Annotated in this window: 23 protein-coding genes; 21 read left to right on the top strand and 2 right to left on the bottom strand. The window is 72.5% G+C overall.

The window, feature by feature from the left end; genetic code table 11:
* The first annotated feature begins 144 nt into the window (after positions 1–144).
* From IG05_RS0118285 to nusB, 4 genes are all read left to right on the top strand, one after another.
* Complete coding sequence (locus IG05_RS0118285; RefSeq protein ID WP_030343841.1) at positions 145–1,017, top strand: Pro-rich N-terminal domain-containing protein; 873 nt, start codon at positions 145–147, stop codon at positions 1,015–1,017.
* A 488-nt stretch (positions 1,018–1,505) separates the two neighbouring features.
* Entirely contained in the window at positions 1,506–2,612 is a 1,107-nt protein-coding gene (locus tag IG05_RS0118280) for an aminopeptidase P family protein (protein WP_030343839.1), read from the top strand.
* Positions 2,613–2,662: 50 nt separating this feature from the next.
* On the top strand, positions 2,663–3,229 hold the full coding sequence (efp, locus tag IG05_RS0118275; protein WP_009187601.1) for an elongation factor P: 567 nt from the start codon (positions 2,663–2,665) through the stop codon (positions 3,227–3,229).
* Positions 3,230–3,231: 2 nt separating this feature from the next.
* On the top strand, positions 3,232–3,666 hold the full coding sequence (gene nusB, locus IG05_RS0118270) for a transcription antitermination factor NusB (RefSeq protein ID WP_030343837.1): 435 nt from the start codon (positions 3,232–3,234) through the stop codon (positions 3,664–3,666).
* Positions 3,667–3,834: 168 nt separating this feature from the next.
* On the opposite strand, the gene bldD is transcribed toward nusB, so the two are convergent.
* Entirely contained in the window at positions 3,835–4,338 is a 504-nt protein-coding gene (gene bldD / locus IG05_RS0118265; RefSeq protein ID WP_020938842.1) for a transcriptional regulator BldD, read from the bottom strand.
* Positions 4,339–4,635: 297 nt separating this feature from the next.
* On the opposite strand from bldD, the gene pyrR reads away from it, so the two are divergent.
* From pyrR to IG05_RS0118195, 14 genes are all read left to right on the top strand, one after another.
* Positions 4,636–5,217 carry a bifunctional pyr operon transcriptional regulator/uracil phosphoribosyltransferase PyrR gene (gene pyrR / locus IG05_RS0118260; protein WP_030343835.1) on the top strand — a complete coding sequence of 194 codons (582 nt, stop codon included), beginning with the start codon at positions 4,636–4,638 and terminating at the stop codon, positions 5,215–5,217.
* Between the two features lie 109 nt (positions 5,218–5,326).
* Positions 5,327–6,304, top strand: a complete 978-nt coding sequence (locus IG05_RS0118255; protein WP_030343833.1) for an aspartate carbamoyltransferase catalytic subunit — start codon at positions 5,327–5,329, stop codon at positions 6,302–6,304.
* Positions 6,305–6,309: 5 nt separating this feature from the next.
* Complete coding sequence (locus tag IG05_RS0118250) at positions 6,310–7,596, top strand: dihydroorotase (RefSeq protein WP_030343832.1); 1,287 nt, start codon at positions 6,310–6,312, stop codon at positions 7,594–7,596.
* Positions 7,593–8,153 (top strand): hypothetical protein, encoded by a 561-nt coding sequence (locus tag IG05_RS0118245; RefSeq protein ID WP_030343830.1) that lies wholly within the window; start codon positions 7,593–7,595, stop codon positions 8,151–8,153. Before IG05_RS0118250 ends, IG05_RS0118245 begins: the two co-directional genes overlap by 4 nt.
* Positions 8,150–9,307: a glutamine-hydrolyzing carbamoyl-phosphate synthase small subunit gene (carA, locus tag IG05_RS0118240; RefSeq protein WP_030343829.1), complete on the top strand. Its 1,158-nt coding sequence runs from the start codon at positions 8,150–8,152 to the stop codon at positions 9,305–9,307. Before IG05_RS0118245 ends, carA begins: the two co-directional genes overlap by 4 nt.
* Positions 9,300–12,608: a carbamoyl-phosphate synthase large subunit gene (gene carB / locus IG05_RS0118235; RefSeq protein WP_030343827.1), complete on the top strand. Its 3,309-nt coding sequence runs from the start codon at positions 9,300–9,302 to the stop codon at positions 12,606–12,608. Before carA ends, carB begins: the two co-directional genes overlap by 8 nt.
* A 51-nt stretch (positions 12,609–12,659) precedes the next feature.
* Positions 12,660–13,766: a quinone-dependent dihydroorotate dehydrogenase gene (locus IG05_RS0118230; RefSeq protein ID WP_030343825.1), complete on the top strand. Its 1,107-nt coding sequence runs from the start codon at positions 12,660–12,662 to the stop codon at positions 13,764–13,766.
* Positions 13,763–14,608 carry an orotidine-5'-phosphate decarboxylase gene (pyrF, locus tag IG05_RS0118225; RefSeq protein WP_030343824.1) on the top strand — a complete coding sequence of 282 codons (846 nt, stop codon included), beginning with the start codon at positions 13,763–13,765 and terminating at the stop codon, positions 14,606–14,608. Before IG05_RS0118230 ends, pyrF begins: the two co-directional genes overlap by 4 nt.
* Before the next feature lie 298 nt (positions 14,609–14,906).
* Positions 14,907–15,230 (top strand): integration host factor, encoded by a 324-nt coding sequence (locus IG05_RS0118220; RefSeq protein WP_003977346.1) that lies wholly within the window; start codon positions 14,907–14,909, stop codon positions 15,228–15,230.
* A 60-nt stretch (positions 15,231–15,290) separates the two neighbouring features.
* Positions 15,291–15,884, top strand: coding sequence for a guanylate kinase (gene gmk / locus IG05_RS0118215; RefSeq protein ID WP_051790040.1), 594 nt, complete (start codon positions 15,291–15,293; stop codon positions 15,882–15,884).
* A gap of 53 nt (positions 15,885–15,937) precedes the next feature.
* Positions 15,938–16,210, top strand: a complete 273-nt coding sequence (gene rpoZ, locus IG05_RS0118210) for a DNA-directed RNA polymerase subunit omega (RefSeq protein WP_003982715.1) — start codon at positions 15,938–15,940, stop codon at positions 16,208–16,210.
* Positions 16,211–16,336: 126 nt separating this feature from the next.
* Positions 16,337–17,539 (top strand): bifunctional phosphopantothenoylcysteine decarboxylase/phosphopantothenate--cysteine ligase CoaBC, encoded by a 1,203-nt coding sequence (coaBC, locus tag IG05_RS0118205; RefSeq protein ID WP_030343820.1) that lies wholly within the window; start codon positions 16,337–16,339, stop codon positions 17,537–17,539.
* A gap of 250 nt (positions 17,540–17,789) precedes the next feature.
* A complete protein-coding gene (gene metK, locus IG05_RS0118200) occupies positions 17,790–18,998 on the top strand; it encodes a methionine adenosyltransferase (protein ID WP_030343818.1) in 1,209 nt (402 codons plus the stop codon).
* Between the two features lie 155 nt (positions 18,999–19,153).
* Complete coding sequence (locus tag IG05_RS0118195; protein WP_030343817.1) at positions 19,154–21,319, top strand: primosomal protein N'; 2,166 nt, start codon at positions 19,154–19,156, stop codon at positions 21,317–21,319.
* Between the two features lie 62 nt (positions 21,320–21,381).
* Here IG05_RS0118195 and IG05_RS0118190 read toward each other — a convergent pair whose 3' ends face one another.
* Positions 21,382–21,915 (bottom strand): hypothetical protein, encoded by a 534-nt coding sequence (locus IG05_RS0118190; RefSeq protein WP_030343815.1) that lies wholly within the window; start codon positions 21,913–21,915, stop codon positions 21,382–21,384.
* A 216-nt stretch (positions 21,916–22,131) separates the two neighbouring features.
* Between IG05_RS0118190 and fmt the strand changes: the two genes are divergently transcribed.
* From fmt to rpe, 3 genes are all read left to right on the top strand, one after another.
* The gene (gene fmt, locus IG05_RS0118185) at positions 22,132–23,064 is read left to right on the top strand and encodes a methionyl-tRNA formyltransferase (RefSeq protein WP_030343813.1); all 933 of its coding nucleotides are present in this window, start codon (positions 22,132–22,134) and stop codon (positions 23,062–23,064) included.
* A gap of 389 nt (positions 23,065–23,453) precedes the next feature.
* Positions 23,454–24,872, top strand: a complete 1,419-nt coding sequence (locus IG05_RS0118180; protein ID WP_030343812.1) for an RsmB/NOP family class I SAM-dependent RNA methyltransferase — start codon at positions 23,454–23,456, stop codon at positions 24,870–24,872.
* Between the two features lie 129 nt (positions 24,873–25,001).
* Positions 25,002–25,688: a ribulose-phosphate 3-epimerase gene (rpe, locus tag IG05_RS0118175; RefSeq protein ID WP_030343810.1), complete on the top strand. Its 687-nt coding sequence runs from the start codon at positions 25,002–25,004 to the stop codon at positions 25,686–25,688.
* Positions 25,689–25,753 lie beyond the last annotated feature (65 nt).

The following is a 25,753-nucleotide window of genomic DNA, read 5'->3' as shown; positions in this document are numbered from 1 at the left end:
GTCCGATTTCCCTCGCCCACCGGGCACTTCGGGCCGCCCCCGGCCGTTTCACCAAACGACGGCCGGGGACGGTACCGTTCGGCAAGAAGCGGGGTACGCCCCGCTGCCGGCACGCATCGCCTGTACGAGACGGAGTGGCAACGGATGCAGCACGCAGTGGGGTCACCGCTGCCGCCGCCCCACCAGCAGGGGCAGGGACCGCACGCCGGCTGGGCGCCGGCCGCGCACCACCCGGGCACCTCCCAGGGACCCGCGCCCGTCCCCCCGCCGCCGGGGCCGGGGTTCCCGGTCCCGCCGGGCCCCGTGCCGCCCGCCCCGCAGCAGCCCCCGGCCCCCTCCGGGCCGGTGCCGCCGCAGCACACCTCGGGAGCGCCGGCCCCCGATACCACCGGGCACGTGCAACTGCCACCCGGCGGCCCGGTCGGCGCGCCCGCGGCGGCCACCGCGACGGACCCGACGGCCACCACCCTCGCCGTCCTGCTCATCGGCCCGGCCGGCGCGGGCAAGACCAGCGTCGCCAAGTACTGGGCGGACCACCGCCGTGTCCCCACGGCCCACATCAGCCTGGACGACGTCCGCGAATGGGTCCGCTCGGGCTTCGCCGACCCCCAGTCCGGCTGGAACGACCACTCCGAGGCGCAGTACCGCCTGGCCCGCCGCACCTGCGGCTTCGCCGCCCGCAACTTCCTCGCCAACGGCATCTCCTGCATCCTGGACGACGCCGTCTTTCCGGACCGCCCGGTCGTGGGTCTGGGCGGCTGGAAGCGGCACGTGGGACCCGGCCTGCTCCCGGTGGTCCTCCTGCCGGGCCTGGACGTCGTCCTGGAGCGCAACGCCGAACGCACCGGCAACCGTCGCCTCACCGACGAGGAGGTGGCCCGCATCCACGGCCGCATGGCCGGCTGGTACGGCTCGGGCCTGCCGATCATCGACAACTCCCAGCTGGACGTCCCCGGCACGGCCCGCGTGCTGGACGAGGTCCTGGCCCGGGCGATCGCGAGCCCGCCTAACTGGTGACCGCACCGGGCCGGGCCGGCCGCCGTCGGCGGCTCCCCGCGCCAGGCCAACGGCTGACCGCACTACGCCGGGCCGACTGTCAGCGGCTGGCCGCACCATGCCGGGCCGACCGTCGGCGGCTGGCTGCACCGCACAGGGCCGACCGTCGGCGGCTGGCTGCACCGCACAGGGCCGACCGTCGACGGCTCGCCGCACAGCGCCGGGCCGACCGCTGACGGCCGGCCGCACCGCACCGCGCCGGGCCGGCGGCTGGCCGCATCGCACCGGGCCGACCGTCGGCGGCTGGCCGCATCGCACCGGGCCGACCGTCGGCGGCTCGCCCCACCGCGCCGGGCCGACCGCTGACGGCCGCACCGCGCCGGGCCGACCGCTGACGGCCGGCCGCACCGCCCCCCGCCAGGCCGGCCGCACCGCCCGCCACCTGCCCGGGAGCCCCACTCGGCCCCCACGAATCGGCACAACCCGCACAAAACTCCTACGCTCATCTCATGTCAGAGGTGTACGCGAACCGCCGATCCCGGCTGAGGGACCACGTCAACGCGGCCGGCACCGCGGCAGCGCTCGTCACCCGCCCGGCCAACGTCCGCTACCTCGCCGCCGCAGCCCCGCAGGGCGCCGTCCTGCTGCTCGGCAGACGCGAGGATCTCCTGGTCTGCGCCGGCCCGCCGGACGACCGCCCCCACGAAGGCCGGCCGGACGAGAACCTGCGCCTGCACGTCCTCCCGACGAGCGACGGTGACGCCGCCGTCGCGGCGGCCGGCATCGCCGCCGGTCAGGACGCAGACTCCCTGGCGGTCGAGGAACACCACCTCACCGTCGCCCGGCACCGGGCCATCGGCTCCGTGGCCCCCAGGCTCCGCCTCGCCGACCTCGGCGGAGCCGTCGAACAGCTCAGGGTGGTCAAGGACGAGGAGGAGATCTCCTGCCTGCGCATCGGCGCCGAGATCGCCGACCAGGCCCTCGGCGAGCTGCTGGAGTCCATCCTGGTCGGCCGCACCGAACGGCACCTCGCCCTGGAGCTGGAGCGGCGCCTGGTCGACCACGGTGCCGACGGGCCGGCCTTCTCCACCTCCGTGGCCACCGGACCGCACGCCGGCCGCCGCGGCCACCGCCCCACCGACCGGCGGGTGGAGGAGGGCGACTTCCTCTCCGTGTGCCTGGGCGCCACCTACCGCGGCTACCGCTGCGAGATCGGCCGCACCTTCGTCATCGGCACCTCGCCCGCGGACTGGCAGATCCAGCTCTACGACCTCGTCTTCGCCGCTCAGCGTGCCGGACGCGAGGCCCTGGCACCCGGCGCCGCCTACCGTGACGTCGACCGCGCGGCCCGCCAGGTGCTGGACTCCGCGGGCTATGCGGAGGCCCTGCCACCGCTGACCGGCCACGGTGTCGGACTGGAAATCGACGAGGACCCGCAGTTGGCCCCCTCGGCCATGGGTAAACTGGACGCTTGCGTGCCGGTCACCGTCGAACCGGGGGTCCACCTCCCGGGCCGGGGCGGCGTCCGGATCGATGACACGCTCGTCGTGCGCCCTGAGGCGGACGGCGGACCCGAGCTACTCACCATCACGACCAAGGAGCTGCTCGCGCTGTAGGAGTGCGTGCCCCCGGGGTCGTCCACGTCAGTCCAGGAGATTCCGCAACCGTGGCTTCCACGAACGACCTCAAGAACGGCCTGGTGCTCAAGCTCGAAGGCGGCCAGCTCTGGTCCGTCGTCGAGTTCCAGCACGTCAAGCCCGGCAAGGGCCCCGCCTTCGTGCGCACCAAGCTCAAGAACGTGCTCTCCGGCAAGGTCGTCGACAAGACCTTCAACGCCGGTGTCAAGGTCGAGACGGCCACTGTCGACAAGCGCGACATGCAGTTCTCGTACATGGACGGCGAGTACTTCGTCTTCATGGACATGGAGACCTACGACCAGCTGATGGTCGACCGTAAGGCCGTCGGCGACGCCGCCAACTTCCTCATCGAGGGCTTCACGGCCACCGTCGCGCAGCACGAGGGCGAGGTGCTCTTCGTCGAGCTGCCGGCCGCCGTCGAGCTGACCGTCCAGGAGACCGAGCCGGGCGTCCAGGGCGACCGCTCCACCGGTGGCACCAAGCCCGCCACCCTGGAGACCGGCCACCAGATCCAGGTCCCGCTCTTCATCACCACCGGTGAGAAGATCAAGGTCGACACCCGCACCAGCGACTACCTCGGCCGGGTGAACAGCTAACCGTGGCTGCCCGCAACACGGCCCGCAAGCGCGCCTTCCAGATCCTCTTCGAGGGCGACCAGCGCGGCGCCGACGTCCTGACGGTCCTCGCGGACTGGATCCGGCTCTCCCGGTCCGACACCCGGCAGCCACCGGTCAGCGAGTACACGATGCAGCTGGTCGAGGGCTACGCCGTGCGCGCCAGGCGGATCGACGAGCTGATCGCCCAGTACGCGGTCGGCTGGACGCTCGACCGTATGCCGGTCGTGGACCGCAACATCCTGCGGCTGGGCGCGTACGAGCTGATCTGGGTCGACGAGACCCCGGACGCCGTCGTCCTGGACGAGATGGTGCAGCTGGCGAAGGAGTTCTCGACCGACGAGTCGCCCTCGTTCGTCAACGGACTGCTGGGCCGCCTGAAGGAGCTCAAGCCGTCCCTGCGCCGGGACGAGGCCTGACCGCCCCGCACGCCACCACCGGAGGGCCCGCAGCACGCCTGTGCTGCGGGCCCTCCGGCGTTCCGGCGAAGATGCGGACGCCCGGACGCCCGAACGCCGCCGGGGTGGCCGGAACCGCATGGTTCCGGCCACCCCGGGCGGCACGTTTCTGCTGAGGCTGTGGAGTGCTTACGCGTCTTCGTGGGTGGCGACCGCGCGACGCGCGTCCGCGTCCAGAACGCCCCAGCTGATCAGCTGCTCGGTGAGGACCGAGGGGGACTGGTCGTAGATGACGGCGAGTGTGCGCAGGTCGTCCTGGCGGATGGAGAGCACCTTGCCGTTGTAGTCGCCGCGCTGGGACTGGATCGTCGCCGCGTAGCGCTGCAGGGGGCCCGCCTTCTCGGCCGGCACGGTGGCCAGCCGCTCCAGGTCGAGGACCAGCTTCGGCGGCGGCTCGGCGGCGCCGCCCGGCGTGGTGCCCGGCAGGAGCTCCTGCACCGGAACGCCATAGAAATCGGCCAGCTCGGCGAGTCGCTGCACGGTCACGGCGCGGTCGCCGCGCTCGTACGAACCGACCACCACGGCCTTCCAGCGACCCTGGGACTTCTCCTCGACACCGTGGAGGGAAAGGCCCTGCTGGGTGCGGATGGCCCGGAGCTTGGCCCCGAGCTGTTTGGCGTATTCGCTGGACATATAGCTCCCCGGACACTGTGTCGACGCGACCGGACTGTCTTCCCGCCGCGCGGCTGGTAACTCACTGTGAGGTTACGCAGCGTGACTCTCCTGCGTCAAGCCGAATGGTCCACACCGACTCTTCCGTGGTAGTGGCGGCGGGTTGGGCCAACCGGGTGAAATCGGGGTGACGCAAGGGTGCCGCACGCGTGCCCGAGGGGTGGCGGAGGCCTGCCCGGTGACCTGCTACCGTAGATGGCGCAATTCCGACGTCCTTTAAGATCCGTCCCGTGAGGCGGAGAAGGAGGTCCGTTTCTTATGGACAAGCACGACTCGCCTGCGCAGCCGCACGCGTCCGATGCCCGGCCCGTCCTTGAGGGCCCCGACATCGCGCGGGTACTGACCCGCATCGCCCACGAGATCGTCGAGCGCGCCAAGGGCGCCGACGACGTGGTGCTCCTCGGCATCCCGACCCGGGGCGTCTTCCTCGCCCAGCGGCTCGCCGCCAAGCTGGAGCAGATCACCGACCGCAAGATCCCGGTCGGCTCGCTCGACATCACCATGTACCGCGACGACCTGCGCATGCACCCCCCGCGTGCGCTGGCCCGCACCGAGATCCCCGGTGACGGCATCGACGGCAAGCTGGTCGTCCTCGTCGACGACGTGCTCTTCTCCGGCCGCACCATCCGCGCCGCCCTCGACGCCCTGAACGACATCGGGCGCCCGCGCGCGGTGCAGCTCGCGGTCCTGGTCGACCGCGGCCACCGCGAACTGCCCATCCGCGCCGACTACGTCGGCAAGAACCTCCCCACGTCGCTGCGGGAGACGGTCAAGGTCCAGCTCGCCGAGGAGGACGGTCGCGACACCGTGCTGCTCGGCGCGAAGCCGACCGCGCAGTAGCAATCCGGGTGCTCGGCCACGCCGAGCGATGTGCCCGCTTGCCCGGCTGTGCCCTGTGGGGACACCCCCACACCCCCGCCTTCCCGAATTGCCTTACGGAGCCTGACAGATGCAGCGTCATCTCATCTCGGCCGCCGACCTCACCCGCGACGACGCCGTCCTGATCCTCGACACCGCCGAGGAGATGGCCCGGGTGGCCGACCGGCCGATCAAGAAGCTGCCGACCCTGCGCGGCCGCACGATCGTCAACCTCTTCTTCGAGGACTCCACGCGCACGCGTATCTCCTTCGAAGCCGCCGAGAAGCGCCTCTCGGCCGACGTCATCAACTTCACCGCCAAGGGGTCGAGCGTCTCCAAGGGCGAGTCCCTGAAGGACACCGCGCAGACCCTGGAGGCCATGGGCGTCGACGCCGTGGTCATCCGGCACGGCGCCTCCGGGGCCCCGTACCGCCTGGCCAACTCCGGCTGGATCGACGCCGCCGTCATCAACGCCGGCGACGGCACCCACCAGCACCCCACCCAGGCGCTGCTGGACGCCTTCACCATGCGACGCCGGCTGATCGGCCGCGACGCCGGGCTCGGCCAGGACCTGTCCGGCAAGCGGATCACCGTCGTCGGCGACGTCCTGCACAGCCGGGTCGCCCGCTCCAACGTCGACCTGCTGCACACCCTCGGCGCCGAGGTCACCCTGGTCGCCCCGCCCACCCTGGTGCCGGTCGGCGTCGAGTCCTGGCCGTGCGCGGTCTCGTACGACCTCGACAGCGTGCTCCCCAAGAGCGACGCCGTGATGATGCTCCGCGTCCAGCGCGAGCGCATGAACGCGGCCTTCTTCCCCACCGAGCGCGAGTACGCGCGGCGCTACGGCCTCGACGGCGACCGGATGGCCAAGCTGCCCGAGCACGCCGTCGTGATGCACCCCGGCCCGATGGTGCGCGGCATGGAGATCACCGCCGAGGTCGCCGACTCCGACCGCTGCACCGCCGTCGAGCAGGTCGCCAACGGCGTCTCCATCCGGATGGCCGTCCTGTACCTGCTGCTGGGCGGCAACGAGCCGGCCGTCACCCACTCTCGTACCGAGGAGAAGTAAGACACATGAGCAAGATCCTGATCCGCGGTGCGAAGGTGCTCGGCGGCGAGCCGCAGGACGTCCTGATCGACGGCGAGGTCATCGAGGCGGTCGGCGCCGGCCTGTCCGCCGAGGGTGCCGAGGTCGTGGAGGCGGCTGGCAAGGTGCTGCTCCCCGGCCTGGTCGACCTGCACACCCACCTGCGCGAGCCGGGCCGCGAGGACTCCGAGACCGTCCTCACCGGCACCCGCGCGGCGGCGAGCGGCGGGTACACGGCCGTGTTCGCCATGGCCAACACCTTCCCGGTCGCCGACACCGCCGGCGTGGTCGAGCAGGTCTGGCGGCTCGGCAGGGAGCACGGCTACTGCGACGTGCAGCCCATCGGCGCGGTCACCGTCGGCCTGGAGGGCAGGAAGCTCGCCGAGCTGGGCGCCATGCACGAGTCCGCCGCCGGCGTCACCGTCTTCTCCGACGACGGCAAGTGCGTGGACGACGCGGTGATCATGCGGCGCGCGCTGGAGTACGTGAAGGCCTTCGGCGGGGTCGTCGCCCAGCACGCGCAGGAGCCGCGCCTCACCGAGGGCGCCCAGATGAACGAGGGCGTCGTCTCCGCCGAGCTGGGCCTGGGCGGCTGGCCGGCCGTCGCCGAGGAGTCGATCATCGCGCGGGACGTGCTGCTCGCCGACCACGTCGGCTCCCGCGTCCACATCTGCCACCTCTCGACCGCCGGCAGCGTCGAGATCGTCCGCTGGGCCAAGTCCCGGGGCATCCAGGTCACCGCCGAGGTCACCCCGCACCACCTGCTCCTCACGGATGAGCTGGTGCGCACCTACAACCCCGTCTACAAGGTCAACCCGCCGCTGCGCACCGAGCGCGACGTGCTGGCCCTGCGCGAGGCGCTCGCCGACGGCACGATCGACATCGTCGCCACCGACCACGCCCCGCACCCGCACGAGGACAAGGACTGCGAGTGGGCCGCCGCCGCCATGGGCATGGTCGGCCTGGAGACCGCGCTGTCGGTGGTCCAGGAGACCATGGTCGACACGGGCCTGCTGGACTGGGCCGGCGTCGCCGACCGCATGTCCGCCAGGCCCGCGCAGATCGGACAGGCCACCGGGCACGGCCGTCCCGTCTCGGCTGGTGAGCCCGCCAACCTCACCCTCGTCGACACGGCATACCGTGGCCAGGTGGACCCCGCGGGCTTCGCCTCGCGCAGCCGCAACACCCCCTACCAGGGGCGTGAGCTGCCGGGCCGTGTGACGCACACGTGGCTGCGGGGCAAGGCCACGCTCGTCGACGGGAAGCTCACGTGACACCTGTAATCCTGCTGGCCGAGGCGAAGAAGTCGGCCGAGGTCACCGACTGGGGGGCCCGCATCGGCTGGCTCGTCGGACTGGCCCTCTTCATCGCGCTGGTCTACTGGCTGATGCGTGAGGGCTGGAAGTGGCGCGGCACCCTCCAGGGCGACCTCCCGGCGCTGCCCACCGCGCCGGAGCGGCCCGGTGAGGCGAGACTGACGATGAGCGGCCGCTACCACGGCTCCACCACCGCCGGGCAGTGGCTGGACCGCATCGTGGCCCACGGCCTGGGCACCCGCAGCCGGGCCGAGCTCACCCTGACCGACGCGGGCCTGGAGGTCGAGCGCCCCGGAGCGACCGACTTCTTCGTCCCCACGGCCGCCCTGCGCGGCGCCCGTCTGGACAAGGGCATCGCCGGCAAGGTCCTCACCGAGGGCGGACTGCTGGTGGTGACCTGGGCACTGGGCGACAAACTGATCGACTCCGGCTTCCGCTCCGACCGCGCGGCGGAGCACACCGAGTGGGTCGACACCCTGAACCACATGATTACCGACACGGAAGGCGCACGATGACGACCTCCACCAGGGGAAGCTCCTCTCAGAGGAACCAGGCGCTTCCCGCCGTACTCGTCCTGGAGGACGGCCGCACCTTCCGCGGCCGTGCCTACGGGGCCGTGGGGGAGACCTTCGGCGAGGCCGTGTTCTCCACCGGCATGACCGGCTACCAGGAGACCCTCACCGACCCGTCGTACGACCGCCAGATCGTCGTCGCGACCGCGCCGCAGATCGGCAACACCGGCTGGAACGACGAGGACGACGAGTCGGGCCGCATCTGGGTCTCCGGCTACGTCGTGCGCGACCCCGCGCGCGTGCCGTCCAACTGGCGGGCCAAGCGCTCCCTCGACGACGAGCTGGAGCGGCAGGGCGTCGTCGGGATCTCCGGCATCGACACCCGGGCCCTGACCCGCCACCTGCGCGAGCGCGGCTCCATGCGCGCCGGCGTCTTCTCCGGTGAGGCGATCGCCCCGGAGGCGGAGCTGCTGGAGCGCGTGCAGGCCCAGCCGCACATGAAGGGCGCGAGCCTCTACGAGGAGGTCGCGACCAAGGAGGCGTACGTCGTCCCGGCCGTCGGCGAGAAGCGGTTCACGGTCGCGGCCATCGACCTCGGCATCAAGGGCATGACCCCGCACCGCATGGCCGAGCGCGGCATCGAGGTGCACGTCCTGCCCGCCACCGCCACGGCCGACGAGGTCTACGCCGTCGACCCGGACGGCGTGTTCTTCTCCAACGGCCCGGGCGACCCGGCCACCGCCGACGGTCCGGTCGCGCTGATGACCGCCGTCCTGGAGCGCAGGACGCCCCTGTTCGGCATCTGCTTCGGCAACCAGATCCTCGGCCGCGCCCTCGGCTTCGGCACCTACAAGCTGAAGTACGGCCACCGGGGCATCAACCAGCCGGTCCAGGACCGTACGACCGGCAAGGTCGAGGTCACCGCGCACAACCACGGGTTCGCCGTGGACGCGCCGCTCGACAAGGTCAGCGAGACGAAGTTCGGCCGTGCCGAGGTCTCCCACGTCTGCCTGAACGACGACGTCGTGGAGGGGCTGCAGCTGCTCGACCAGCCGGCCTTCTCCGTCCAGTACCACCCCGAAGCGGCAGCCGGTCCGCACGACGCCGCCTACCTGTTCGACCGCTTCGTTTCCCTGATGGAGGGCCAGCGTGCCTAAGCGCACCGATATCCAGTCCGTCCTGGTCATCGGCTCCGGCCCGATCGTCATCGGCCAGGCCGCCGAGTTCGACTACTCCGGCACCCAGGCGTGCCGCGTGCTCAAGGCCGAGGGCCTGCGCGTCGTCCTGGTCAACTCCAACCCGGCGACGATCATGACCGACCCGGAGATCGCCGACGCCACCTACGTCGAGCCGATCACCCCCGAGTTCGTCGAGAAGATCATCGCCAAGGAGCGCCCCGACGCCCTGCTGCCCACCCTGGGCGGCCAGACGGCCCTGAACACCGCCATCTCGCTGCACGAGAACGGTGTCCTGGAGAAGTACGGCGTCGAGCTGATCGGCGCCAAGCCCGAGGCGATCCACAAGGGCGAGGACCGCGACCTGTTCAAGGACGTCGTGGAGGAGGTCCGCAAGAAGATCGGGCACGGCGAGTCCGCCCGCTCGGTGATCTGTCACTCCATGGACGACGTCCTCAAGGGCGTCGAGACCCTCGGCGGCTACCCGGTCGTCGTCCGCCCGTCCTTCACCATGGGCGGCGCCGGCTCGGGCTTCGCGCACGACGAGGAGGAGCTGCGCCGCATCGCCGGCCAGGGCCTCACGCTCTCCCCGACCACCGAGGTGCTCCTGGAGGAGTCCATCCTCGGCTGGAAGGAGTACGAGCTGGAGCTGATGCGCGACAAGCACGACAACGTCGTGGTCGTCTGCTCCATCGAGAACTTCGACCCGATGGGCGTGCACACCGGCGACTCGATCACCGTCGCCCCGGCGATGACGCTGACCGACCGCGAGTACCAGGTGCTGCGCGACGTCGGCATCGCGATCATCCGCGAGGTCGGCGTCGACACCGGCGGCTGCAACATCCAGTTCGCGGTGAACCCCGAGGACGGCCGCGTGATCGTCATCGAGATGAACCCGCGCGTGTCCCGGTCCTCCGCGCTCGCCTCCAAGGCCACCGGCTTCCCGATCGCCAAGATCGCCGCGAAGCTGGCCGTCGGCTACACGCTGGACGAGATCCCGAACGACATCACGCAGGAGACCCCGGCCTCCTTCGAGCCCACGCTCGACTACGTGGTCGTCAAGGCCCCGCGGTTCGCCTTCGAGAAGTTCCCGCAGGCCGACTCCACGCTGACCACCACCATGAAGTCGGTCGGCGAGGCCATGGCCATCGGCCGCAACTTCCCCGAGGCCTTCCAGAAGGCCCTGCGCTCCCTGGAGAAGAAGGGCAGCCAGTTCGCCTTCACCGGCGAGCCCGGCGACAAGGAGACCCTGCTGCGCGAGGCCGTACGGCCCACCGACGGCCGGATCAACACGGTCATGCAGGCCATCCGCGCGGGTGCCACCCCCGAGGAGGTCTTCGAGTACACGAAGATCGACCCGTGGTTCGTCGACCAGCTCTTCCTGATCAAGGAGATCGCGGACGAGCTGGCCGAGGCGCCCGAGCTGACCCGCGAGCTGCTCGCCGAGGCCAAGCGGCACGGCTTCTCCGACCAGCAGGTCGCCGAGATCCGCGGCCTGCGCGAGGACGTCGTCCGCGAGGTCCGGCACGCGCTCGGCGTCCGCCCGGTCTACAAGACGGTCGACACCTGTGCCGCCGAGTTCGCCGCGAGGACGCCGTACTTCTACTCCTCCTACGACGAGGAGACCGAGGTCGCGCCGCGCGAGAAGCCCGCGGTGATCATCCTGGGCTCCGGCCCGAACCGCATCGGCCAGGGCATCGAGTTCGACTACTCCTGCGTCCACGCCTCCTTCGCGCTGTCCGACGCCGGGTACGAGACCGTGATGGTCAACTGCAACCCGGAGACCGTCTCCACGGACTACGACACCTCCGACCGCCTGTACTTCGAGCCGCTGACGCTGGAAGACGTGCTGGAGATCGTCCACGCCGAGCAGCAGGCCGGCCCGATCGCGGGCGTGATCGTGCAGCTGGGCGGCCAGACCCCGCTGGGCCTCTCGCAGGCCCTGAAGGACAACGGCGTGCCGATCGTGGGTACGTCCCCCGAGGCCATCCACGCGGCCGAGGACCGGGGCGCCTTCGGCCGGGTCCTCGCGGAGGCGGGCCTGCCGGCGCCCAAGCACGGCACGGCCACCACCTTCGAGGAGGCCAAGGCCATCGCCGACGAGATCGGCTACCCGGTCCTGGTGCGGCCCTCGTACGTCCTCGGCGGCCGCGGCATGGAGATCGTCTACGACGAGACCCGCCTCGCCTCCTACATCGCCGAGTCGACCGAGATCAGCCCCTCCCGGCCGGTCCTCGTCGACCGCTTCCTGGACGACGCGATCGAGATCGACGTCGACGCCCTCTACGACGGCGAGGAGCTGTACCTCGGCGGCGTCATGGAGCACATCGAGGAGGCCGGCATCCACTCCGGCGACTCGGCGTGCGCCCTGCCCCCGATCACCCTCGGCGGCTTCGACATCAAGCGGCTGCGCGTCTCCACGGAGGCCATCGCCAAGGGTGTCGGCGTGCGCGGCCTGATCAACATCCAGTTCGCGATGGCCGGCGACATCCTCTACGTCCTGGAGGCCAACCCGCGCGCCTCCCGCACGGTCCCCTTCACCTCCAAGGCGACCGCGGTGCCGCTCGCGAAGGCCGCCGCCCGCATCTCGCTGGGCTCGACCATCGCCGAACTGCGCGCCGAGGGGCTGCTGCCGCAGAACGGCGACGGCGGCGAGCTGCCGCTGGACGCGCCGATCTCCGTCAAGGAGGCCGTCATGCCGTGGTCGCGCTTCCGCGACATCCACGGCCGCGGTGTGGACACCGTCCTCGGCCCGGAGATGCGCTCGACCGGCGAGGTCATGGGCATCGACTCCGTCTTCGGCACGGCGTACGCCAAGTCGCAGGCCGGTGCCTACGGCCCGCTGCCCACCAAGGGCCGCGCGTTCATCTCGGTCGCCAACCGCGACAAGCGCTCGATGATCTTCCCGGCGCGCGAGCTGGTCGCCCACGGCTTCGAGCTGCTGGCCACCTCCGGCACCGCCGAGGTCCTCAAGCGCAACGGCATCAACGCCACGGTCGTGCGCAAGCAGTCCGAGGGCACCGGCCCGAACGGCGAGCGGACCATCGTCCAGCTGATCCACGACGGCGAGGTCGACCTCATCGTCAACACCCCGTACGGCACCGGCGGCCGCCTCGACGGCTACGACATCCGTACGGCCGCGGTGGCCCGCTCCGTGCCGTGCCTGACGACCGTCCAGGCGCTCGCGGCGGCGGTCCAGGGCATCGACGCCCTCAACCACGGGGACGTGGGCGTCCGTTCGCTCCAGGAACACGCGGCCCACCTGACCGCGGCCCGCGACTAGCAGCCCCGAGGGGGACACCGGAAACGGTGTCCCCCTCTTCACGAGGACACCATGTACACCATCTTCTTCAAGCTGGTCTTCCAGCGTATGGACCCCGAGAAGGCCCACTACCTGGCCTTCCGCTGGATCCGCCTCGCCGCCCGCGTCCCCGTGCTGCGCACCTTCGTCGCGGCCGCCCTGGCGCCCCGCCACAAGGAGCTGCGCACGGAGGCCTTCGGGCTGCGCATGCACGGCCCCTTCGGGCTCGCCGCCGGCTTCGACAAGAACGCCGTGGCCATCGACGGCATGTCGATGCTGGGCTTCGACCACGTCGAGATCGGCACCGTGACGGGCGAGCCGCAGCCCGGCAACCCCAGGAAGCGCCTGTTCCGCCTGGTCGCGGACCGCGCCCTGATCAACCGCATGGGCTTCAACAACGACGGTTCCCTCACCGTGGCGGCCCGCCTGGCCACCCGCGAGCCGGTCTTCAGGACCGTGGTCGGCGTCAACATCGGCAAGACCAAGGTCGTCCCGGAGGCGGAGGCCGTCGCCGACTACGTGAAGTCCGCCGAGCGCCTCGCGCCGTACGCCGACTACCTGGTCGTCAACGTCTCCTCCCCGAACACCCCCGGCCTGCGCGACCTCCAGGCGGTGGACCACCTGCGCCCGCTGCTCACCGCCGTGCGCGAGGCCGCCGACCGCACGGTCGCGAACCGCCGCGTCCCGCTCCTGGTGAAGATCGCCCCCGACCTCGCCGACGAGGACGTCGACGCGGTCGCCGACCTCGCCGTGGAGCTGGGCCTGGACGGCATCATCGCCACCAACACCACCATCGCGCGCGAGGGCCTCGGCCTGCGGTCCTCCGCCGCGCTGGTCAAGGAGACCGGCGGCCTGTCCGGCGCGCCGCTCAAGGAGCGCTCCCTGGAGGTCCTGCGGCGCCTGTACGCGCGCGTGGGCGACCGGATCACCCTGGTGGGCGTCGGCGGCATCGAGACCGCCGAGGACGCCTGGCAGCGCATCCTGGCCGGTGCCACGCTGGTCCAGGGCTACAGCGCCTTCATTTATGAGGGCCCCTTCTGGTGCCGGGCCGTCCACAAGGGGCTTGCCGCCCGCCTGCGCACCAGCCCGTACGCCACCCTCGCCGACGCGGTCGGCGCCGACGTGAGGAAGCCCGCATGAGCCCGTTGGAGCCGTTCGGCGCCCGGCTGCGCCGCGCCATGGACGAGCGCGGCCCGCTGTGCGTGGGCATCGACCCGCACGCCTCCCTGCTCGCCGAGTGGGGCCTGGACGACGACGTGGCCGGCCTGGAGCGGTTCAGCCGCACGGTCGTCGAGGCCGTGGCCGGCCGGGTGGCGGTCCTGAAGCCGCAGAGCGCCTTCTTCGAGCGGTTCGGCTCGCGCGGCCTCGCCGTCCTGGAGAAGTCGGTCCAGGAGGCGCGGGCGGCCGGCGCCCTGGTCGTGATGGACGCCAAGCGCGGCGACATCGGCTCGACCATGGCGGCCTACGCCGAGTCGTTCCTGCACCCGGACGCCCCGCTGTTCTCCGACGCCCTGACCGTCTCGCCGTACCTCGGCTACGGCTCGCTCAGCCCGGCCGTCGCGCTGGCCCGGGAGAGCGGCGCCGGCCTGTTCGTGCTGGCGCTGACCTCGAACCCGGAGGGGGGCGAGGTGCAGCACGCCGTGCGCGCCGACGGGCGGAGCGTCGGGGCGACCATGCTGGCCCACCTGGCGGCCGAGAACGCGGGGGAGAAGCCGCTGGGCTCCTTCGGCGCGGTCGTCGGCGCCACGCTCGGCGACCTGTCCGTGTACGACCTGGACATCAACGGGCCGCTCCTCGCGCCCGGCATCGGGGCGCAGGGCGCGACGCCGGCCGACCTTCCCTCGGTCTTCGGACCGGCCGTCCGGAACGTCGTGCCGAACGTCAGCCGGGGTGTTCTGCGTCACGGTCCCGACGTCAGCGCGCTGCGCGGGGCGGCCGAGCGGTTCGCGACCGAGATCCAGGCGGCCGTCGCCGGGGTCTGAGCCCCGGCGAGGTGCTCCGTGGAGCGGGATCGCGCCGACTTGAGTGTGAATACATCCTCAAATCGAGGGCATTATGTCTGAAATGTCCGGCCTGACGGAGGCTGACCAGGACTTTTCCGCTGTTCTCGCTGACTCTGGCGGACTTGCCCGCTAGTCTCCGAGCAGTGGGGACACCTCCCACGCCCTTCAGGCAGTGGGGGAGAACGGGCAGCGTGTTGCTCGTGGCTCCCCAGGTGTGGGGCGACTAGGTTCCTCACCGGTCCGTATCCGACAGTTCGACATCCGAGGTGACGTAGGCGTGGCTCTTCCGCCCCTTACCCCTGAACAGCGCGCAGCCGCGCTCGAAAAGGCCGCCGCGGCTCGCCGGGAGCGGGCCGAGGTCAAGAATCGACTCAAGCACTCCGGCGCCTCCCTGCACGAGGTCATCAAGCAGGGCCAGGAAAACGACGTCATCGGCAAGATGAAGGTCTCCGCCCTCCTTGAGTCGCTGCCCGGCGTGGGCAAGGTCCGCGCCAAGCAGATCATGGAGCGTCTGGGTATCTCCGAGAGCCGCCGCGTGCGGGGTCTCGGTTCGAACCAGATCGCTTCCCTGGAGCGTGAGTTCGGCAGCACCGGCTCCTGAGTCCGCCTCCCGGCGGACAGGGAGTCCCGGGCACTCCGGGATTGCTGGAATAATCGCTGCATGGCTGCAACATTCCGGGGGACGACCCCCGAGCCCCCGGACGTACGTCCGCGGCTGACCGTGCTCTCCGGCCCCTCGGGGGTCGGCAAGAGCACGGTCGTCGCCCATATGCGCAAGGAACACCCCGAGGTCTGGCTCTCGGTGTCGGCGACCACCCGCAAGCCGCGCCCCGGCGAGCAGCATGGAGTCCACTATTTCTTCGTCACCGACGAGGAGATGGACAAGCTGATCGCCAACGGCGAGCTGCTTGAATGGGCCGAGTTCGCCGGCAACCGCTACGGCACGCCCCGCGCGGCCGTGCAGGAGCGGCTGGAGAACGGCGAGCCGGTCCTGCTGGAGATCGACCTCCAGGGCGCCCGGCAGGTCCGCGAGTCGCTGTCCGACGCCCAGCTGGTGTTCCTGGCTCCGCCCTCCTGGGAGGAGCTCGTGCGCAGGCTTACCGGCCGGGGAACCGAGCCGCCGGAGGTCATCGAGCGCCGCCTGGCGGCCGCGAGGACCGAGCTGGCGGCCGAGCCGGAGTTCGATGTGACCCTGGTCAACACCTCCGTCGAGGACGTGGCCCGCGAGCTGCTAGCCTTGATGGACGTTGTGTGATCGTGATTGTGATCACGATGTCTGATTCTTTTCCATCCATCGGAAGGTAGAGCGTGTCCTCTTCCATCACCGCGCCCGAGGGCATCATCAACCCGCCGATCGACGAGCTTCTCGAGGCGACCGACTCGAAGTACAGCCTCGTGATCTACGCGGCCAAGCGTGCCCGCCAGATCAACGCGTACTACTCGCAGCTCGGTGAGGGCCTCCTTGAGTACGTCGGTCCGCTCGTCGACACCCACGTCCACGAGAAGCCGCTGTCGATCGCCCTGCGCGAGATCAACGCCGGTCTGCTGACCTCCGAGGCCGTCGAGGGCCCGGCGCAGTAGTACTCGCCGCAGTACTCGCAGTCGTATCTTCTGATTGCGATCGACTTGTCCACAGGCCCGGCAGTCATGCTGCCGGGCCTGTGGTGTGTCATGGGTGTTGCAGATTCTCGAAGGCGAGGAGCCATGGTGGACAAGCCGAAGGTCGTGCTGGGGGTCAGCGGTGGCATTGCCGCCTACAAGGCCTGTGAGCTGCTGAGAAGGTTCACGGAGTCGGGCCACGACGTCCGCGTGGTGCCCACCGCCTCCGCGCTGCACTTCGTCGGCGCCGCCACCTGGTCCGCCCTCTCCGGCAACCCGGTCTCGACCGAGGTCTGGGACGACGTCCACGAGGTTCCGCACGTCCGCATCGGCCAGCACGCCGACCTGGTGGTGGTGGCCCCGGCCACCGCCGACATGCTCGCCAAGGCCGCCCACGGTCTCGCCGACGACCTGCTGACCAACACCCTGCTCACCGCCCGCTGCCCGGTCGTCTTCGCCCCGGCGATGCACACCGAGATGTGGGAGCACCCGGCCACCCAGGAGAACGTGGCCACGCTGCGCCGCCGCGGCGCCGTCGTCGTCGAGCCGGCCGTCGGCCGCCTCACCGGTGTCGACACCGGCAAGGGCCGGCTGCCCGACCCGGCGGAGATCTTCGAGGTGTGCCGCCGGGTGCTGGCCCGGGGCGCCGCCGAGCCCGACCTCGCGGGCCGGCACGTGGTGGTCTCCGCCGGCGGTACCCGCGAGCCCCTGGACCCGGTCCGTTTCCTCGGCAACCGCTCCTCCGGCAAGCAGGGCTACGCGCTCGCCCGCACCGCCGCCGCCCGCGGCGCCCGGGTGACACTTGTCTCGGCCAACACCGGGCTGCCCGACCCGGCGGGGGTGGACGTGGTCCGCGTCGGCACCGCCGTCCAGCTGCGCGAGGCCGTCCTGAAGGCCGCCGCGGACGCGGACGCCGTGGTCATGGCCGCCGCCGTCGCCGACTTCCGCCCGGCCGCCTACGCCGCCGGGAAGATCAAGAAGAAGGACGGCCAGGACCCCGACCCGATCGTCCTGGTGCGGAATCCGGACATCCTCGCGGAGATCTCCGCCGACCGCGCCCGCCCCGGACAGGTGGTCGTCGGCTTCGCCGCCGAGACCGACGACGTCCTCGCCAACGGCCGCACCAAGCTCGCCCGCAAGGGCTGCGACCTCCTCGTGGTCAACGAGGTGGGGGAGCGCAAGACCTTCGGCGCCGAGGAGAACGAGGCCGTCGTCCTGGGCGCCGACGGCAGCGAGACCCCGGTGCCGCACGGCCCCAAGGAGGCCCTCGCCGACACCGTCTGGGACCTGGTCGTACGCCGACTGGGCTAAACCCGGCACTGGCGAACGGGGGAACTCGGGATCGAGTTCACGCCACGCCCGGATCGGGTGTGGCGACCCTGGCCAAGGCCGCTCGCCATTGTGCAGAATGCCCGTGCCGCAGGTCACAGCGCTCCCGAGAGGCGAGACGGTGGCCAGCCGACCGGGTGTGCCCGATAAACTGTTCACGGTCGGCGCCAGGCGCAGCCCAGCGCCGACCGCAAATGATCAGCCAGCAGCCGCTGCAACCACAGGGAGCGTTGTGTCCCGTCGCCTGTTCACCTCGGAGTCCGTGACCGAGGGTCACCCCGACAAGATCGCTGACCAGATCAGCGACACCATTCTCGACGCGCTCCTGCGCGAGGACCCGACCTCCCGGGTCGCCGTCGAGACGCTGATCACCACCGGCCTGGTGCACGTGGCCGGCGAGGTGACGACCAAGGCCTACGCGGACATCGCGACCCTCGTCCGCAGCAAGATCCTGGAGATCGGCTACGACTCCTCCAAGAAGGGCTTCGACGGCGCCTCCTGCGGTGTCTCGGTGTCCATCGGCGCGCAGTCCCCGGACATCGCGCAGGGTGTCGACGCGGCGTACGAGGCCCGGGTCGAGGGCGACGAGGACGAACTCGACAAGCAGGGCGCGGGCGACCAGGGCCTGATGTTCGGCTACGCGTCCGACGAGACGCCCACCCTGATGCCGCTGCCGATCTTCCTGGCGCACCGGCTGTCCAAGCGCCTGTCCGAGGTCCGCAAGAACGGCACCATCCCCTACCTGCGCCCCGACGGCAAGACGCAGGTCACCATCGAGTACGACGGCGACAAGGCCGTCCGCCTCGACACGGTGGTCGTCTCCTCCCAGCACGCCTCCGACATCGACCTGGAGTCGCTGCTCGCCCCCGACATCCGCGAGTTCGTCGTGGAGCCGGAGCTGAAGGCGCTCCTGGACGAGGGCATCAAGCTGGAGACCGAGGGCTACCGCCTGCTGGTCAACCCGACCGGCCGTTTCGAGATCGGCGGCCCGATGGGCGACGCCGGCCTCACCGGCCGCAAGATCATCATCGACACCTACGGCGGCATGGCCCGTCACGGCGGCGGCGCCTTCTCCGGCAAGGACCCGTCCAAGGTCGACCGCTCGGCGGCCTACGCCATGCGCTGGGTGGCCAAGAACGTCGTGGCGGCCGGCCTGGCCGCCCGCTGCGAGGTCCAGGTCGCCTACGCGATTGGCAAGGCCGAGCCCGTCGGTCTCTTCGTGGAGACCTTCGGCACCCACAAGATCGACCCCGAGAAGATCGAGAAGGCGATCGACGAGGTCTTCGACCTCCGTCCGGCCGCGATCATCCGTGACCTCGACCTGCTCCGCCCGATCTACTCCCAGACGGCGGCCTACGGCCACTTCGGCCGCGAGCTGCCCGACTTCACCTGGGAGCGCACGGACCGCGTGGACGCTCTGCGTGCCGCCGCGGGCCTGTAACCCGCGCCCGCCCGTCCGCCGAGGCCCGGCCCCCCGAGGGGGAGCCGGGCCTCGGCGCGTTCCCGGGGGACCGCCTCGGAATCGCACCGCGGCGGGCGCTGGCGGGAAGCGGGCGTCCGGGGTCGTTGTCAGTGGCGTTTGGTAAGAATGCAAGCGTGAGCAGCGAGAACGGGGTGCCCCGGGCGGACGGGGACGGCGGGGCCGAGGGGGCGCCGCCGGAGCAGCTCGCGCTCATCCGGGAGAGCGTCCGCCGGGCCAAGGCGCCCCGGGCCAAGCCGCGGACCTGGCGCGGGGCCGCGCTCGCCAAGGAACTGCCCGTCGCGCGGGTGCTGGTCGACAAGGGCGTCCTCCACCTGGACCGGTACTTCGACTACGCCGTGCCCGAGGAGATGGACGCGCAGGCGCAGCCCGGCGTGCGGGTGCGGGTGCGGTTCGGGGCCGGGCGGCACCGGGTGCGGGAGGGCCGCCGCGAGGGCGGCGGCCTCATCGACGGCTTCCTCGTCGAGCGGCGCGCCGAGTCCGACTACTCCGGGCCGCTGGCCGCGCTCGCCCAGGTGGTGTCGCCCGAGCCGGTGCTGAGCGAGGAGCTGCTCGGCCTCGCCCGCGCCGTCGCCGACCGGTACGCCGGCAGCCTCGCCGACGTCCTCCAGCTGGCCGTGCCGCCGCGCAACGCCCGCGCCGAACAGCGGCCGTCGCCCGACCCGCTGCCCCCGCCCCGGACGCCGGACACCGGCTCCTGGGAGCGCTACGAGCACGGGGGTGCCTTCCTGGACGCGCTGGCCTCCGGCGGGGCGCCCAGGGCCGTGTGGAACGCGCTGCCGGGACCGCGCTGGAGCGAGGAGCTGGCCCGGGCCGTCGCCGCCACCCTCGCCTCCGGGCGCGGCGCCCTCGTCGTCGTACCGGACGGGCGGGCCGCCGCGCGCGTGGACACCGCGCTGACCGCGCTGCTCGGCCCGGGCCGGCACGCGCTGCTCACCGCCGACGCCGGCCCTGAGAAGCGGTACGCGCAGTGGCTCGCGGTGCGACGGGGTTCCGTGCGGGCCGTCGTGGGGACGAGGGCGGCGATGTTCGCGCCGGTACGGGACCTGGGACTCGTCGCCGTCTGGGACGACGGGGACGACAGCCACAGCGAACAGCACGCCCCGCAGCCGCACGCCCGCGACGTGCTCCTGCTCCGTGCCGCGCTGGACAAGTGCGCCTTCCTGCTGGGGGGCTGGAGCTGCACGGTGGAGGCCGCCCAGCTCGTCGAGAGCGGCTGGGCCCGGCCGCTGGTCGCCGGTCGGGAGCAGGTGCGCCGGACCGCGCCCCTGGTCCGCACGGTCGGCGACGGAGACCTCGCGCGCGACGAGGCCGCCCGGGCCGCCCGCCTGCCCACCCTCGCCTGGCAGGCCGCCCGCGAGGGGCTGCGGCACGGGCCGGTGCTGGTCCAGGTGCCCAGGCGCGGTTACGCGCCCCGCATGGCCTGCGACCGGTGCCGGGCGCCCGCCCGGTGCCGGCACTGCTCCGGACCGCTCCAGGGGCAGGACGCGGGCGTGCTGCGGTGCGGCTGGTGCGGGCGCGAGGAAGGCGCCTGGCACTGCCCGGAGTGCGGTGGCTTCCGGCTCCGCGCCCAGGTCGTCGGGGCGCGCCGCACCGCCGAGGAACTGGGGCGGGCCTTCCCCGCCGTCCCGGTGCGCACCTCCGGCCGCGAGCACGTGCTGGACACCGTCCCGGACACACCCGCGCTGGTCGTCAGCACCCCCGGCGCCGAACCGGTCGCCGAGGGCGGCTACGCGGCGGCCCTGCTGCTGGACGGCTGGGCCATGCTCGTGCGGCCCGACCTGCGGGCCGGTGAGGACGCGCTGCGCCGGTGGATCGCGGCCGGCGCGCTGGTGCGGCCCCAGAGCGAGGGCGGCACCGTGGTCGTCGTGGCCGAGCCGACCCTGCGCCCCGTGCAGGCGCTGGTGCGCTGGGACCCGGTCGGGCACGCCGTGCGGGAACTGGCCGAGCGGGCCGAGCTGGGCTTCCCGCCGGTGTCCCGGATGGCGGCCGTGTCCGGTCCGCCCGCGGCCCTCGCCGAGTTCCTGGCCGCGGCCGGTCTGCCGCCGGACGCCGAGCTGCTGGGGCCGGTGCCGCTGCCGCCCCCGCCGCCCGGCCGGCCGCGCCGGCCCGGCGCTCCGCCACCCGGCGAGCACTGGGAGCGGGTTCTCGTCCGCGTCCCCCCGGGCAGCGGAGCCGCGCTGGCCACCGCCCTGAAGACGGCCCAGGCCGCGCGCATGGCGCGGGGCGGCGCGGAGGCGGTACGGGTACGGGTACGGATCGATCCGCCGGACATCGGCTGACGCCCGGGCCCCGCACACGGTTGCCCTCCCGGGGAGGGTCCGGGAGGGCGGGGCGGGGGAGTTCAGCCGTTGCGGGGGCCGGGGAAGGCGGTCGGGCGGGCGTCGTCGCGCAGCGTCGGGCTGCCCGCGGTCGGCTGGGTGGGCATGGAGCGGGCCGCGGGAACCGTCGGCAGGCCCGTGTTCACGTTGAGCGTGCGGGTGCCGGCCGGCTCCGCCGTCCGCTCCGCATCGGCCGCCGCCTGCGCCGCGGCGCGGCGGGCGCCGTAGCGGCGGTGCACGGCCTGCTTGGTGACCCCGAGCGCCGAGCCCACCGCGTCCCACGAGAAGCCGAGCGAGCGGTCGAAGTCCACGGCGGCCGTGACCAGGGTTTCGACACTGTCCCGGAGTTCCTGGGCGAGGCGGACCGTCGGTGCGGGGGCGCGTCCGTAGACGACGAAGCCCGTGGACGGGCCGGTGCGGCGCGGGCGGTAGACGTTGCCCAGCTGGGCGGTGAGCGTGCGCAGCGCGTCCACCTGCCGGCGGACCCGCTCGATGTCCCGCACCAGCAAGTGCAGGCTGGCCCGGGCCTGGGCGTCGTGGGTTGCGTGGTCGGCCATGAACAAGCCTCTCGAACCGGCGTTGAAAGGAACTGGGCCGAGACAGCGGCCCGATGTGGTCAACTCTTTCTTGACCAACGCGCTGAAGCTCCGCTGGTCACGGGGTGGGGGCGTACGGGCATCTGCGTACGCCCGCCCATCCACTCCTGCGCCGTTCATGGTCATAGACTGGTGTGCTGCCCGCCCGACCCCCGCCCGAGAGGCCCGATCCCGCCCATGAAGCTCGTCTTCGCCGGTACCCCTGAGGTCGCCGTTCCCGCTCTGGACGCTCTGCTCGCCTCCGGGCGGCACGAGGTGGCCGCCGTCGTCACGCGGCCCGACGCGCCGGCCGGGCGCGGGCGCCGGCTGGTCGCGTCGCCCGTGGCCGAGCGGGCGGAGGAGGCCGGGATCGAGGTGCTGAAGCCGCTGAAGCCGCGGGACCCGGATTTCCTCGGGCGGCTGACGGAGATCGCGCCGGACTGCTGTCCCGTCGTCGCCTACGGCGCCCTGCTGCCGAAGGCCGCCCTCGACATCCCCGCGCACGGCTGGGTCAACCTGCACTTCTCGCTGCTGCCGGCCTGGCGCGGCGCGGCGCCGGTGCAGCACGCCATCATGGCGGGCGACGAGATCACCGGGGCGTCCACCTTCCTCATCGAGGAGGGACTGGACTCCGGGCCGGTCTACGGCACCGTGACCGAGGAGGTCCGCCCCAGCGACACCAGCGGCGACCTGCTCACCCGGCTCGCGTTCGCGGGCGCGGGGCTGCTCGCCGCGACCATGGACGGCATCGAGGACGGCACGCTGAAGGCCGTACCGCAGCCCGGCGAGGGCATCTCCCTCGCGCCGAAGATCACTGTCGAGGACGCCCAGGTGGACTGGGCGGCGCCCGCGCTGCGCGTCGACCGGGTGGTGCGCGGCTGCACCCCGGCGCCCGGTGCGTGGACCGTCTTCCGCGGCGAGCGGCTCAAGCTGATCCAGGTCACGCCGGTGCCCGAGCGCACCGACCTCGCGCCGGGCCGCCTCGCGGTCGGCAAGAACAGCGTGCACGTGGGCACCGGTTCGTACGCCGTCGAACTCGTGTGGGTCCAGGCGCAGGGCAAGAAGCCGATGCGCGCGGCCGACTGGGCACGCGGGGTCCGCATCGCGGACGGCGAGACCGTCGGCGGCTGACGCCTGCCCGGCGGGCCGGGCCGGCCGGTGCACGAGGACGAGACCGGGTCCCTCGCGGGGCGAGCCGGCCGGTGTCCTGACCACCTCGGAGGCCGAGTGCTGGCCGAGTGCTCGTCAGCGCCCGGCTCGGTGCCCCGGGGCACCGGTGCGTGCCACCGTGCGCCGATGCCCCCTCCCCGTCGTTCCCGGTGGGGGCATCGGCCTGTCCCCCGCCGCACGTTCCTACCGCCGCACCTCACCCGGGCGCTGAGTCCGTCGCAGCCCGCGGGTCAGGCCCGGCCTCGCGCAGGTGTGCCCCGGTGGTGAAGTGAGGCCGGGCGGCCAGGGGGGCGGTGGTGCGACGTAGGCTGGAGGCGCATCCTCTTCATCACACCCGGAGCACCTTTTTCGTGAGCGAGCAGTCCCGGCGGCCGCGCAAGCCCGCCAAGCCCTACCGCCGTCCCCAGAAGGACCCCGTCCGCTTCCTCGCCTTCGAGGCGCTGCGCGCGGTGGACGAGCGGGACGCGTACGCCAACCTCGTGCTGCCCCCGCTGCTCCGCAAGGCCCGCGCGAAGGGCGACTTCGACACCCGGGACGCCGCCCTCGCCACCGAGCTGGTGTACGGCACGCTGCGCCGGCAGGGCACCTACGACGCCGTCATCGCCGCCTGCGTCGACCGGCCGCTGCGCGAGGTCGACCCGCCGGTGCTGGACGTGCTGAGCCTGGGCGCGCACCAGCTGCTCGGCACGCGGATCCCCACGCACGCCGCCGTCTCCTCAGCCGTCGAGCTGGCCCGGGTGGTGCTCGGGGACGGGCGGGCCAAGTTCGTCAACGCGGTGCTGCGCAAGATCGCCCAGCACGATCTCGACGGGTGGACCGAGAAGGTCGCGCCGCCCTACGACGACGACCCCGAGGACCACCTCGCCGTCGTGCACTCGCACCCCCGCTGGGTCGTCTCCGCACTGTGGGACTCCCTCGGCGGCGGCCGGGCCGGCATCGAGGAGCTGCTCGCGGCCGACAACGAGCGGCCCGAGGTGACGCTGGTCGCCCGGCCGGGACGGGCCACCACCGAGGAGCTGCTGCGCGAGGACGCCGCCGTACCCGGGCGCTGGTCGCCGTACGCCGTGCGGCTCGCCGAGGGCGGTGAGCCCGGCGCGGTCGAGGCCGTCCGCGAGGGACGCGCCGGTGTCCAGGACGAGGGCAGCCAGCTGGTCGCCCTCGCGCTGGCCAACGCCCCGCTGGAGGGGCCCGACGGGAAGTGGCTCGACGGGTGCGCCGGTCCGGGCGGCAAGGCCGCGCTGCTCGGCGCGCTGGCCGCCGCGCGCGGGGCCACGCTGCTCGCCTCGGAGAAGCAGCCGCACCGGGCGGGGCTGGTCGCCAAGGCACTGCACGGCAATCCCGGCCCGTACCAGGTCATCGCCGCCGACGGCACCCGTCCGCCCTGGCGGCCCGGCACCTTCGACCGGGTGCTGGTCGACGTCCCCTGCACCGGCCTGGGCGCCCTCCGCCGCCGCCCCGAGGCCCGCTGGCGCCGCCGCCCCGAGGACCTGGACGACTTCGCCCCGCTCCAGCGCGGACTGCTGCGCAGCGCCCTGGACTCCGTGCGCGTCGGCGGAGTCGTCGGCTACGCCACCTGCTCCCCGCACCTCGCCGAGACCCGCGCGGTGGTGGCCGACGTCCTCAAGCAGCACCCGGACACGGAGCTGATCGACGCCCGCCCCCTCCTGCCCGGCGTACCCCACCTGGGCGAGGGCCCCGACATCCAGCTCTGGCCCCACCTCCACGGCACGGACGCGATGTACCTGTCCCTGATCCGCAGAACGGCATGACGCCGCCGGGGGCAGCGCCCCGACAGGGGCGCGGGGAACCGCGCGACCGGCCCCCACCGGCCCGCCGGCCGGAACTCAACCCGTGGACCGCCGCTACAGCCCGGCCCAGCGACGTGGCAGGCTTGGGTCATGGCCGCGCAGATCAACCCCAGCATCCTGTCCGCCGACTTCGCCCGCCTCGCGGAGGAGGCCAAGGCGGTCCAAGGCGCCGACTGGCTCCACGTCGACGTCATGGACAACCACTTCGTCCCCAACCTCACGCTCGGCGTGCCGGTGGTGGAGTCCTTGGCGCGTGCGACGGACACCCCGCTGGACTGCCACCTCATGATCGAGGACCCCGACCGGTGGGCGCCCCGGTACGTCGAGGCGGGGGCCTCCTCCGTCACCTTCCACGTGGAGGCGGCCGCCGCACCCGTGCGGCTCGCCCGGGAGATCCGCGCCAAGGGTGCCCGCGCCTCCATGGCGCTCAAGCCCGCCACGCCGATCGAGCCGTACGAGGACCTGCTCCCGGAACTCGACATGCTGCTCGTCATGACGGTGGAGCCGGGCTTCGGCGGCCAGGCCTTCCTCGACATCATGCTGCCGAAGATCCGCCGCACCCGTGAGCTGATCAACAAGCACGGTCTGCAGCTGTGGCTGCAGGTGGACGGGGGTGTCTCGGCCTCGACGATCGAGCAGTGCGCGGACGCGGGAGCGGACGTGTTCGTCGCCGGCTCGGCCGTCTACGGGGCGAACGACCCGGCAGAGGCCGTACGCGCCCTGCGCACGCAGGCGGAAGCGGCCACCGCCAAGGCGTCCTGGGCATGCGACCACTGAGCCACGGCGAAGTGAACGCTTGAATGAACGCCGCCCATCAGGGCGGATCAGCCGCGCCGAATCTG

This window comes from Streptomyces sp. NRRL S-1022, assembly GCF_000720135.1.
In the GTDB taxonomy this organism is placed as follows: Bacteria; Actinomycetota; Actinomycetes; order Streptomycetales; family Streptomycetaceae; genus Streptomyces.
This window is presented reverse-complemented; position numbering and strand designations above follow the sequence as displayed.